Source organism: Pseudomonas lyxosi (assembly GCF_047758685.1).
GTDB classification, from domain to species: Bacteria; Pseudomonadota; Gammaproteobacteria; order Pseudomonadales; family Pseudomonadaceae; genus Aquipseudomonas; species Aquipseudomonas lyxosi.
The window spans coordinates 4,257,940-4,270,655 of the sequence record NZ_CP180481.1 but is presented as its reverse complement, the minus strand read 5'-3'; the positions used below and the strand labels follow the sequence as shown (position 1 = coordinate 4,270,655).

At 56.5% G+C, this 12,716-nt stretch carries 10 protein-coding genes; 8 read left to right on the top strand and 2 right to left on the bottom strand.

Annotation, left to right across the window (positions count from 1 at the left end):
* Positions 1-20: 20 nt before the first annotated feature.
* Positions 21-506 (top strand): adenosine-specific kinase, encoded by a 486-nt coding sequence (locus tag ACMXYI_RS19725; RefSeq protein WP_415768677.1) that lies wholly within the window; start codon positions 21-23, stop codon positions 504-506.
* A gap of 10 nt (positions 507-516) precedes the next feature.
* On the opposite strand, the gene ACMXYI_RS19720 is transcribed toward ACMXYI_RS19725, so the two are convergent.
* Positions 517-1,830, bottom strand: a complete 1,314-nt coding sequence (locus ACMXYI_RS19720) for a dicarboxylate/amino acid:cation symporter (RefSeq protein WP_415768676.1) — start codon at positions 1,828-1,830, stop codon at positions 517-519.
* An 87-nt stretch (positions 1,831-1,917) separates the two neighbouring features.
* A complete protein-coding gene (locus ACMXYI_RS19715; protein WP_415768675.1) occupies positions 1,918-2,973 on the bottom strand; it encodes a tartrate dehydrogenase in 1,056 nt (351 codons plus the stop codon).
* Between the two features lie 136 nt (positions 2,974-3,109).
* Here ACMXYI_RS19715 and ACMXYI_RS19710 point away from each other — a divergent pair, with 136 nt between their 5' ends.
* From ACMXYI_RS19710 to ACMXYI_RS19680, 7 genes are all read left to right on the top strand, one after another.
* Positions 3,110-4,033: a LysR family transcriptional regulator gene (locus tag ACMXYI_RS19710; RefSeq protein WP_415768674.1), complete on the top strand. Its 924-nt coding sequence runs from the start codon at positions 3,110-3,112 to the stop codon at positions 4,031-4,033.
* A 148-nt stretch (positions 4,034-4,181) separates the two neighbouring features.
* Positions 4,182-4,472, top strand: coding sequence for a hypothetical protein (locus tag ACMXYI_RS19705; protein WP_415768673.1), 291 nt, complete (start codon positions 4,182-4,184; stop codon positions 4,470-4,472).
* A 193-nt stretch (positions 4,473-4,665) separates the two neighbouring features.
* On the top strand, positions 4,666-6,090 hold the full coding sequence (locus tag ACMXYI_RS19700) for a GGDEF domain-containing protein (protein WP_415768672.1): 1,425 nt from the start codon (positions 4,666-4,668) through the stop codon (positions 6,088-6,090).
* Between the two features lie 330 nt (positions 6,091-6,420).
* Positions 6,421-8,787 carry a multiheme c-type cytochrome gene (locus tag ACMXYI_RS19695; protein ID WP_415768671.1) on the top strand — a complete coding sequence of 789 codons (2,367 nt, stop codon included), beginning with the start codon at positions 6,421-6,423 and terminating at the stop codon, positions 8,785-8,787.
* A 316-nt stretch (positions 8,788-9,103) separates the two neighbouring features.
* On the top strand, positions 9,104-9,550 hold the full coding sequence (locus ACMXYI_RS19690; RefSeq protein WP_415768670.1) for a hypothetical protein: 447 nt from the start codon (positions 9,104-9,106) through the stop codon (positions 9,548-9,550).
* 325 nt (positions 9,551-9,875) lie between these two features.
* Entirely contained in the window at positions 9,876-11,534 is a 1,659-nt protein-coding gene (locus tag ACMXYI_RS19685) for an arylsulfatase (RefSeq protein WP_415768669.1), read from the top strand.
* 144 nt (positions 11,535-11,678) lie between these two features.
* Positions 11,679-12,686, top strand: coding sequence for an HAD family hydrolase (locus ACMXYI_RS19680; protein ID WP_415768668.1), 1,008 nt, complete (start codon positions 11,679-11,681; stop codon positions 12,684-12,686).
* Positions 12,687-12,716: the final 30 nt, after the last annotated feature.

Here is a 12,716-nt window from a genome sequence, read left to right as displayed (position 1 = left end):
CGTGAAAGGAGGCGTTCGAGATGCAACTCATCACGTTGAAAATCGACAAGCCGGAAGCGACGAACTTCATTTTCGGTCAGACCCACTTCATCAAGTCCGTCGAGGACATCCACGAAGCGTTAGTCAATGCCGTGCCGGGTATCCGCTTTGGCGTGGCCTTTTGCGAAGCCTCCGGTAACTGCCTGGTGCGCTGGTCCGGCACCGACACCGCCATGATCGAACTGGCCCGGAGCAATGCCCAAGCCATCGGAGCAGGCCATAGCTTCATCATTTTCCTCGACGATGGCTTCTATCCCGTAAACGTGTTGAACGCCGTCAAAATGGTTCCAGAGGTGTGCCGCATTTTTTGTGCAACGGCCAACCCGACTGAAGTGATTCTCGCCGAGACGGACCAAGGACGAGCGATTCTGGGCGTGGTGGATGGCTACTGTGCCCGTGGCATTGAAGGCGAGGAAGACATCCTGTGGCGCAAGAACCTGTTGCGGCAGATCGGCTACAAACTTTGAGTTCGTTCCGTTAACCAGGCGCTGAATGAGCAGCGATAACCTCTGTCTGAGCCGTCGCGGGTTTCTCCCCTACGACCTCACCATTCAACGCCTTGTGCATTTTCACGGTGTCCAGCGCCCCGACCCATTTGGCAATGGCCATTGTCCCGACGCCATTGCCGATGGTGTTGGTGATCGCACGCGCTTCCGACATGAACCGGTCGACGCCCAACAGCAGCACCATGCCCGCCACCGGAATGGTCCCAAGGGACGATAACGTCGCCGCCAGAATGATGAATCCCGAGCCGGTGACCCCGGCAGAGCCCTTGGAGGTAAACATCAGCACGGCCAGGACGATCAACTGATCCGTCAGGGTCAGCGGTGTGTTCGTGGCCTGCGCGATGAAGATGGCGGCGATGGTGTAGTAGATCGCCTGCCCGTCCGGGTTGAAGGTCAGGCCCGAAGGAATGATCAGGCCCGCGACAGGTTTGGAAACGCCGGCCTTTTCCATCTTGGAAATCATCTGCGGCAGCACCGATTCCGAAGAGCTGGTGCCGAGGACAGTGAACAGTTCTTCCTTGATGAATTTCAGAAACTTCCACAGGCTGAAACCGTTGTAGCGGCAGATCGGGCCCAGTACAAAAATCACGAACACGGCACAGGTCAGGTAGACACAAGCCATCAGCTTGCCGAGTGAGAACAGCGAGCCAAAGCCGTATTTGCCGATGGTGAAGGCAATCGCGCCGAAGGCGCCGATGGGTGCCAGACGCATGACCATGTTGACGATGCGAAACATGCCCTGCATCAGACTGTCCAGCGTGTCGACGAACACCTTGGCACGGGGTCCGACATGCGCGAGCGCAATGCCCAGCAGGATGGAGAACAGCAATATTTGCAGCACGTTGCCCTTGGCGAACGCATCCACGATGGTGTCGGGGATGATGTTCATCACAAAGTCCATGAACGACGCATGCTTCACGGCGCTGGTGTAGGTGGACAGGCTGGACGTATCCAGCGTGGCGACATCGATGTTCATGCCGGCGCCGGGTTTGAACACATCGACCACCACCAGACCGACGACCAGCGCCAGGGTGGACACCACTTCGAAATAGATCAGCGCACGAAAGCCGACGCGCCCCAGCTCTTTCATGTTCTCCATGCGTGCAATGCCCGTGACCACCGTCAGGAAGATCACCGGGGCGAGGAGCATCTTGATCAGTTTGATGAACGCGTCACCCAAGGGTTTGAGCGCTGTTCCGGTTTCGGGCACGAACACCCCGACGATGGCGCCGAGGATCACGGCGATGAGCACTTGTACATAAAGCTTGCCGAATATTCTTTTCATGACAGGGCCCTGATTTTTTATTGTTGTCAGGAAATGCCAAGGGGTCTGATCGGTGATCAACCCCTTGGCGTTGTGCCGCAGCTTGAATCAGCGTTTGATCAACTCGATGACCGCATCAGTGATCTGGCGGGTGGTGGCCGTACCGCCCAGATCCGGGGTATGCAGGCCGCTCTCGGTCACCGCCTCGATGGCCGACATCAGGTGTTTCGCCGCGGCCGCTTCGCCCAAGTGTTCGAGCATCATCGCTGCCGTCCAGAACGTTGCGATCGGGTTGGCGACGCCTTTGCCGGTAATGTCGAAGGCCGAGCCATGGATCGGTTCGAACATCGAGGGGAATTTGCGTGAAGGGTTCAGGTTAGCGGTCGGCGCGATGCCCAGGCTGCCGGACAACGCAGCCGCCAGATCGGACAGGATGTCGGCGTGCAAGTTGGTGGCGACGATCACGTCCAGCGTCGACGGTTTGAGCACCATGCGCGTGGTCACGGCGTCGACCAGTTCCTTGTCGATCCTGACGTCCGGAAAGTCCTTGGCGACTTCGTAGAAGATCTCGTCCCACAGCACCATGCCATGACGCTGGGCGTTGGATTTGGTGACCATGGTCAGGTGTTTGCGTGGACGGCTTTGCGCCAGTTCGAAGGCGAAACGGTGAATGCGTTCGACCCCGGCACGGGTGAACACCGACACTTCGGTGGCGACTTCTTCGGGCAGGCCCCGGTGGACTCGACCGCCGTTGCCGGAGTACTCGCCCTCGGAGTTTTCACGCACCACGACCCAATCGATCTGATCACCATTGAGCAGCGGACTTTTGACCCCAGGCAGCACGCGAGCGGGACGCACGTTGGCGTACTGGTCGAAGCCCTGGCAGATCGGCAGGCGCAGGCCCCACAGCGAAATGTGATCCGGCACGTTGAGCGCACCGACAGCGCCGAAGAAGATGGCGTCGAAGGTTTTCAGCTCTTCCAGGCCACCTTCCGGGATGTAGTAGCCGTTTTTAAGGTAGTTGTCCGAGTTCCAGTCGAAATGTTTGAAATCCAGTTCGAAGCCGGATTTCTGCGACAAAGCTTGCAGCACCTCGACGCCCGCCGCGATCACTTCAACACCGATACCATCACCTGGAACTGCAGCAATTTTGTATGCGCTCATTGTTGACTCCACTCTCGTCACGTTCTTGTTGTGCCTGTCGAACGGGGTGTTCAATCAGGGTGTGAGCGGAGTATATGTAGTGAACAAATGAGCGTGAGTTACTCCAGATCACTACATAGATGAATTTGAGTTACCAATGAGCCAGACCCAGGATTTGTCTTTTTTCTACCTGCTGGCCAACAAAGGCAGCCTCGCGGCAACGGCTCGCGAGTTGGGCGTCACACCGCCGGCGGTGAGCAAACGCCTGACCGCACTGGAAGCACGGCTAGGCATACGCCTGGTCAACCGCACCACGCGCTCGATGAGCCTGACCTCGGAAGGTGAACTGTATTTTTCCCATGCCGCGCGCATCCTGACGCAGATCGATGAGGTCGAGCAGCTGATCAGCAACAGTCGGGCGACGCCTAAAGGCCTGATTCGCGTCAACGCTTCGCTGGGGTTCGGTCGGCGCTATATCGGGCCGGCTCTGGGAGCGTTCTTCGCGCAGTACCCGGAAGTGGAAATACAGCTGGAAATCAGCGACCACCCGCTCGACCTGACGACTCACGGGTTTGACCTGGGTATTCGTTTCGGCACGCTGCCGGATGCCGCCTTCCATGCCCGAAAGATCGCCTCCAATCGCCGTCTGTTATGCGCCTCGCCCCTGTACCTGGAAAAGCATGGCGTGCCCCAACGCTTGGCGGATTTACAGCAACACAACTGCATCTTCCTGCGACAAAACGAAACGCCCTACGGCGTGTGGAGTTTCACCAATGGCGGGCGCACGCAAAACATCAAGGTGCGCGGCGCGTTAGGCTGCAACGACGGTGAAGTGGCCCTGAACTGGGCGCTGGAAGGTTACGGCATTCTGCTGCGGGCCGAATGGGACATCGCCCGTTACGTGCGCAGTGGCCGCTTGCGTCTGGTGCTGGAGGATCAGACCCCCACCCGCGCCGATGTCTACGCCGTGTATCCGCAACAGCTGCACCTGTCGGCACGGGTACGCAGCCTGATCGATTTCCTGGTCGAACGCTTCAAGCACATCGATCACCTGGAAGAACCGGAATCTACGCGCGAATGAACAGGGTTGGCGGGCTCAACTCTGGGCCAAAAGCTGCCGGTGGTCGTTGCCTTTCGCTTGTCACCGGCGCTTGACTAAGCTGAACACATCAGCGGCCATCAGCCGATCTGGATGGGTATCAAGACGGTAAATCACAAAGGAGACGACTATGTATGCGGTCATAAGAACCTACTCAGGTCCTGGTGCAAAGCAGCTTTTCGATGTCTTGGAAAAGCAAAAAGCCGACGTCGAAGCTGCACTCCGGAAAGTGCCTGGCCTCGCAAGCTACACACTGTTACCTCTCGGTGATGGCGGTATGTCGGTGACTGTTTGCACGGACAAGGCCGGCACCGATGAGAGCATGAAAGTCGCTCGCGACTGGATTCAGAAAAACGCCTCGCACATCCACGCGAACCCGCCGGTCGTCACGGAAGGTCCGGTCATTGTGCAGATCAATTAGCGCGCCCCTTGCGTTCGCGTGAACATTTTTACCTGCTTGTGCAGCAGAAATCGGGAAGGAGTCTAATATTGAAATGCCATAGGTCGGTCCATCCCTATCTGCGTAATGATGCGTGGGACCGTTGGCATGCAGGCGGCTTTGGAGCCAATACCGGACCGGTGCTGGCTAAATAGATTTCAACCTGGAGGGAACCATGAGCAATCTCATCGCCAGCGGCGAGCCACCTGAAGCCGTCCGCCTCATGGTCAAGGTTTACGCCTATTTGCTGCTCGCAGGATTCGCGTTTGTTCCGGCCTATCTGATTGGCTACTTATACGTCTTTCAAGACCCCACCCTTATTTTCGAACACCACCTGTTCCATATCATTGCGATCACGGCAGCCACCTTGGCGGGCCTGTTTGTTACTTACGTCACGTGGCGCTGCTATCAGTCATCCGGAGATCCGCTGCTGCGATGGATGACGCTTGGTTTTCTCGGTTTTGTAGTCATCTACGCCTTGCATGGTGCGTTCACCGGGCAAGCGCACCACAATATCTGGCTCTTCCTGCTTTATGGACCAGCCTCTCGACTGGTCATGTCGAGTTTGCTGTTAGTCGGAATGCTGTCGTACCACCGCCCACCCGATGCCGCGGACCAACGAATGAAGGCCCGCCCGTGGTTGACCTGGATAGGACTGTTCCTGCTGGTTGACGTGGCAGTGGCGTACGTCGCGAATTCACCGATCGCCGGCAATCTCGCGGTGCGCCTCTCGATGGAAGGTGGTGCCCTCGTTCTATCCACATTGACCGTGGTAATACTCCTGCTGCGCCGTATCCGTTCGCCGCTGATGATGATTTTTGTCATCTCGGTCACCGCGTTCGCGCTGTCATCGCTTGCCTTCATCCTTGCACGTCCGTGGAACCACATGTGGTGGCTCGCTCATGCGATCTTCGCCGGTGGATTCTTCATGTTGAGCTATGGGGTCGTGCAAGCGTTCCTCACCACGCGGTCGTTCTCGAAGATTTACAGCCAGGAGGAGTTGATGGTGCGTCTTGCCGAAGCGATGGCGTATACCGAGAGCGCCCTGCAGGAACTCCAGCGCACCAATCAAGAACTCGGGCACCTTGCGGCGACCGATCCACTGACTGGCGCTGACAATCGGCGTCGGTTCATGGAGCGGCTCGAAGTCGAAATGGGCCGGACCAAGCGCGGCGGTGAGCCGTTCTCCGTGTTGGCACTCGATCTGGATAATTTCAAGTCCATCAACGATCGCTTCGGGCATCAGGTTGGCGACGACATCCTGAAGGATTTCGTGGAGAAATGCCTCGATTCGATCCGGCCGTATGACGGCGTAGCCCGAGTCGGCGGGGAAGAGTTCATGATTCTGCTGCCTCAGACTTCACTTGAAGGCGCGCACGTCATCGCCGAGCGTTTGCGAAGCACAGTTGCCAATAATTCTTTTCATGGCCTGCAGCGGTTAACCGTGGTCACCGTGAGCATCGGCGTATCGCAATCCGGCCGCGACGGCGACACCATCGAGGCCATTCTGCGCACAGCCGATCAACGCCTGTATCACGCTAAACACGAAGGCCGTAACCGTGTGGTCACGACCATCAAAACCAGCCTTCAATCGCTGTGAAAGCGTCGACACCGATACCTGGTTTTGCTCATCGCGACAGGCAGCAATCGGCCAATAGCTGACGTTGGGACCAAGTCCGCTTCCGGCAAACTCGGACATTCACAGGTCCCACGCTTGAGCCTAAGCGATCTATAGACTAGAAAAATTTGTGGGTCGATCCAAAGTCTAAAAATTCATCGTGGAAAGGAGCGACGCCGAATACGGCGTCGTGATCAATAGGATTGATCCGGCTATCACATAGATTATTGGCAGTCGCCGGTCATCCGGCAAAGCTGGATCAAGCTTGAACGCGCGCCTGACGGCAAACGCATCCGGGCTATGGAAGTCGTAATGCCGAAAGATAAAAATAAAGCAGTTTGCGCAAGCCCTGATTCGCAACCGGCGCCGATTAACCGCTATCTGTTCCCCGTCACTATCGGCGTGCTGCTCATGGCAGTTGTGGGCATCGGCTGGTTCCTGTTCAGCAGCAAACCTGCTCCCGTTGCGTATGCGCCGGTCGGCACGCAGGTCGTCCAATCGGCCAAGCCACAACCGGTTGCCGTAGTGCAGGAAATAGCGCCGGCAAAAATGGTCGATGAGCAGCAATGTCAGGGTTGCCACAGCGCCCAAGTCAAGGACTGGCAAGGTTCCCATCACCAATTGGCGATGCAGGTAGCCAACGCTGAAACCATGCTTGGCGACTTCAATAACGTCACCTTCAAGGCGGAAAAAGAAACCACCCATTTCTCCCGCAAGGGTGACGGATTCTGGGTCAACACCCCCGGCATCGATGGCAAGAACACGGACTTCAAGGTCGCTTACACCTTTGGGATCGGGCCGCTACAGCAATACCTGATCGAGGTTGGCGACGGTCGCTTGCAAGCCTTGGGTGTGGCCTGGGATACCGAGAAACACCGCTGGTTTCACCTCTATCCGGGCCAGAGCGTGACCTTCAAGGACCCGATGCACTGGAGCAAACCGAGCCAGAACGCCAATTTCATGTGCGTCGAGTGCCACACCACTGGTTACAAGCGCAATTTCGATGCGGCAAAAAATACCTTTGACAGTCATTGGAACAGCCTCGGTGTCGGCTGCCAGGCGTGTCATGGCCCGGCCTCCAATCACTTGGAATGGACGGCGAAAAAAGATGACTTGATCCACGCCGGGTTTGCAGTCGACCTCAAGGACAAGAATGCCACCGTCGAAATCGAAACCTGCGCACGCTGCCACTCCCGCCGCGCGCCGCTGGGCGATGGTTTCACCGTCGGCAATCGCTTGATGGATGACTACCTGCCGAGTCCCCTGACCCGCGAACTGTATGCCCTAGACGGCAAGATCAAGGACGAAGTGTTCGAACATGGCTCCTTCGCCCAGAGCAAAATGTCCGACAAGGGTGTGCGTTGCAGCAATTGCCACAACCCCCATAGCACCCAGCTCAAGATGCCGGGAAATGGCGTCTGCCTGCAATGCCACAACACCGTCGGCAAGACATCGGTGGAAGGTGTCGATGGCAAGGGCCTGCAAGCGAAGAATTACGATTCCATCGAACACACCCGCCATACCATGGGCCAACCCGGCTCGCAGTGCGTGGATTGCCACATGCCCGGCAAGTTCTACATGGGCAATGACTTTCGGCATGATCACAGCTTCAGCATTCCGAACCCCGAACGCGCGAAGAAACTCGGCACGCCGGATGCCTGCCTGACCTGCCACCAGGGCAAGGTCGGCGATAAGGTCACCAAACAGTTCAAGCTGTGGACTGGCGCGCATACGGTACAAGCGCCACGTTACGACGAGAGCATGTGGCTGATCCGCACCGGCTTGCCCGGCGCGGCACAAGCCTTGTACGAACAATTGCAGCGCATAAACCTGCCGGCCATTCAACGGTCGACCCTGCTCACCGAGTTGCCGTCATATCCCAGCGAACAGGCGCTGAAACTGGCAACTAACGATCTAAGCCACCCGGCACCGCAAGTGCGTGAAAGCGCCGTGCGGGCGATCAGCGCGTTCCTACCGCCACCGGAGCGTGCGCCGCTGCTGACGCCGTTGCTGAGCGACCCGGTGAAGGGCGTGCGCATTGCGGCGGCGCGAGACTTGCTCAGTCTGGCGCGAAACGGTCTGGGCAATGCTCAGAACGCGTGGAATGCCGCCATTGGCGAGTATGAAGCGGTCCAGAAGAACTTGGCCGAACGCGCCGAAGCCAACCTCAACCTGGCCATGCTGTATCAAGCCAATGGACGCAATGGCGATGTCGAAGGCCTGCTACGTACTGCGCTCCAGCGTGATCCTGATTTCCACCCGGCGCTGGTGACGCTGGTGCAATGGCTGCAAGCCAATGGGCGCAGCCAGGAGGCTCAAACGCTACTCACGCAAAGCCTGAGGGATCACCCGGAAGCTGCCCTGTTGCAACACACCCAAGGTCTGTCACTGGTGCGCTCCGGGAAATCGGACCAAGCCATGTCCTTCCTGCGCAATGCCGCGCAACTGGAACCGCTGAGTGCTCAATACGGCTATGTCCTCGCAGTAGCACTGCATGACAGCGGCAAGGTTGAGGCGGCATGTGAGGAACTGGAAAGACTGTTGAAGGTGCAGCCCGCCAACCGCAATGCGCGGCAGGCGTTGTTCCAGTACTACCTCGAAGGAGGGCAGGAACCGAAGGCGCAGAAGCTCTTGCAGGGCTGGAAGAAAATGAACATGGATGATCCATCGTTGAAATGATCCGTCGCGTCTGGGGCAGCTGCCGAGCAGGGAAAACATGCATTCGGCGAATAGCATCTAATGGCGTCAGTGCCGTATTTTCGCCTGCCACAATTGCATGCGCTTTTGCGCGACCGTGGCATCGTACCGAAACCACCCACTTACTTGCAGGTACTCCGGCTGGTGAGCATTCGGGTTCAAAAAGTCTGATTGATAAACCGGGGTTTTCAGGGATTTGGGGGGCTATAAAAGTAGATGCTCATGAGCGTAACGCCGTATGAATGAGCTATACCCAATAGTCCGCCCAACGCACTTCTTCCATTATTGGAGGTTGGCAATGAACCCCTGTATCCCCCTCGCAACGCTGATCACCGCAAGTCTCTTCGGCTGCACCAGCTCATCAAACCAATCAATGAACCTTCCTCTGGCAGCGACCCACAAAAATCCGGGGCAGGTTGCCAATACCACGTTGACCGGCGTAGGCAATCAAACCAACTTTGACTTCTACATCACAGGCGTTCCAATCGGAACCGTCATGCCTCCGCGCTTATACACGTTCATCAACAAAGGCAGTTGCCAGCAACCAGGGCCAGCCGCCTACGCAATGAACGACAAGGTAAACACTGAACCCAATGCGGGTACCGGTGGATGGTCCTTTTACAGAAGCGCGCCGATAAAAATGCCAGACCTGCTCTCCGGCAAGTATTCCGTTGTCGTGCGTACCTCACCCGAGGATGGCAATGTCGATATTTTCTGCGGCGATATTGCGCAAGCGACTCGATGAATTTGCTTATTTCATTTGTGAATAGAGACGCCGTCATATCTGGCGATTGCCTTGCTGTTTATCGTATTCATGATGGGTGTATATACAGTTTGTAATCCTGGCGTTACATACACCCGCTAAAACATAGCAATCGCCACGTTCAATTAACAAAACCGCACTAGACTCATTCGTGCGCCTTAACCCGTGCATGGTCAGGCAATAAGGGGGAAATGATTCTGTACGCAGTACCTAGGCTAATTGCTCGGTGGTCAATGCACCAAGGGTCAATATTGATGTGCACTCATCACCCGGTTGCTAACACCATGAAACAACGAGGAATCCTGGTATGGAAAAGCTATCGGATCGTTTCAGATTATCTATCGTGTTTGCTGCACTTTTGTCACTGAACGGACTTGCCCACGCGGTGCAAACGGAAAAGACCAATATTCTGTTTATCGTTTCCGACGATACCGGCTATGGCGACCTCGGCCCCTACGGAGGTGGGATCGGCCGAGGCATGCCTACGCCCAGCATCGATGAGCTGGCGGCAGAAGGGGTCACTTTTTATTCTTTTTATGCCCAGCCAAGCTGCACGCCTGGCCGGGCGGCCATGCAAACCGGGCGGATCCCCAACCGTAGCGGGATGACCACTGTGGCCTTCCAGGGCCAGGGCGGTGGCTTGCCGGCAGCGGAGTGGACGCTTGCATCGGTGTTGAAAACCGGTGGCTACGACACTTATTTCACCGGCAAATGGCATTTGGGCGAAGCCGACTATGCGCTGCCCAATGCGCAAGGTTATGACGTGATGAAATACGTCGGTCTGTACCACCTCAATGCCTACACCTATGCAGACCCCGAATGGTTCCCGGACATGGACCCGGATACCCGCGCGATGTTTCAAAGAGTGACCAAGGGCGCTTTGTCCGGCAAGGCGGGCGAAAAACCGGTCGAAGAATTCAAGGTCAATGGCCAGTACGTGGACACGCCTGTCGTGGACGGCAAACCCGGCGTGGTCGGCATTCCGTTCTTTGACAACTATGTCGAAAAAGCCGCGCTGGAGTTTCTCGATACGGCGGCCAAATCGGACAAGCCGTTTTTCATCAACGTGAACTTCATGAAAGTCCACCAGCCGAACATGCCGGCACCGGAGTTCATTCATAAATCCATGTCCAAGTCCAAGTACGCCGACTCTGTAGTCGAACTCGATACCCACATCGGCCGCATCATGGACAAGCTCAAGGCGCTCGGCCTAGATAAGAACACTCTGGTGGTTTACACCACTGATAACGGGGCCTGGCAGGATGTTTATCCGGATGCCGGCTACACCCCGTTCCGCGGGACTAAGGGCACTGTGCGTGAGGGCGGTAACCGGGTACCGGCAATTGCCGTCTGGCCAGACAAGATCAAGCCCGACACAAAAAACCACGAGATTCTCGGTGGCCTGGATTTGATGGCGACATTCGCCTCTGTTGCCGGTGTGAAGCTGCCCGAGAAAGATCGCGAGGGTCAGCCGATCATTTTCGACAGTTACGACATGACCCCAGTACTCACCGGCAGTGGCCCTTCTCCGCGTAAGGAGTGGTTCTACTTTACCGAGAACGAATTATCCCCGGGGGCGGCCCGTGTTGGTAACTATAAAGCCGTATTCAACCTGCGGGGCGATGATGGCGCGCAAACCGGTGGCCTGGCCGTGGACACTAACCTGGGATGGAAAGGCGCAGAAAAATATGTGGCCACCGTGCCGCAAATCTTTGACTTGTGGCAAGACCCGCAAGAGCGCTATGACCTCTTCATGAACAACTTTACCGAGCGTACCTGGACGATGGTGCCGATCACGGGCGCAATCATGAAGCTGATGAAAACCTACGTCGATTACCCACCACGTAAATTGCAAAGCATGGGTTACGACGGGCCGATCGAGTTGTCCCAGTACCAGAAATTCCAATCTGTACGTGAGACCCTAAAAAAAGAAGGCATTAACCTGCCGATGCCAGCCGGCAACTGATCAAATCAACCGAAAAATGGCGGCTTCACCAGAGGTCGCCCCTTCGCAGATTGATGTTGGTGAGTAGTCACCACTGGCGACAAACAAAGCAGCGGGTATTTCATGATCCACCTTCTCACCTGATTTTTTGAGGGGAGTAAATTTATGACCGCCATCTCGCTGACTCGTCCGTCAATGCGTTGGCTCTGGCTTGCCTTGTTGTGGCCACTGCTGCTGCAAGCTGCCGAGCCTTTACCATCTTGGCAAGAGGGTCCCTCCAAACACGCCATTGTGGAATTCGTCCAAGCAGTGACGACTGATGATTCCAAGGATTTTGTGCCACCGGCTGAACGTATTGCAGTGTTCGATAACGACGGCACATTGTGGAGCGAGCAGCCCATGTATTTTCAGATGCTGTTTGCCCTTGAGGAGGTCAAGCGCCTGGCACCACAGCATCCAGAATGGAAACAGCAGCAACCATTCAAGGCAGTGCTGGAAAACGATCAGAAAACCTTGGCTGGCAGCGGCATGGAGGGACAGATGAAAGTTATCGATGCCACCCATACCGAGATCAGTACGCAAGCCTTTTTGGCCAATGTCCGAGCATGGCTGGCTAAAGCTGTGCATCCAAAAACCCATAAGCCTTACACGGAAATGATCTATCAGCCGATGCTGGAGTTGCTAGCCTATTTGCGAGCCAACGGCTTCAAAACCTACATCGTGTCTGGAGGCGAAGTGGAGTTCATGCGCGCTTGGACGGAGGAAGTGTATGGCGTTCCACCGGAGCAGGTGATCGGGACTACCTTCACCGCTGAGTATCAATATAACGCAGGCAAGCCGGTGATCATGCGCATGCCCAAGCTCGCTCATAACGACGATGGCCCAGGTAAACCCGTCAGTATTGACGCCGTTATAGGCCGCCGACCGATCTTCGCTTTTGGTAATTCCGATGGCGATCAGCAAATGCTGCAATGGACCGCCGCGGGCGACGGCAAGCGCTTCATGGGACTTGTGCATCACACCGATGCACAGCGTGAATGGGCGTACGACCGAGAGTCGAAGGTCGGCAAGCTGGACAAAGCATTGGATGAAGCTCGGGCGCAGAACTGGACAGTAGTGGATATGGCGAAAGAGTGGGGCAAAATATACCCTTTTGATGCCGCGGCGCCGTGAAACCCATTGCCTTATTCCCTTCACTGCGGC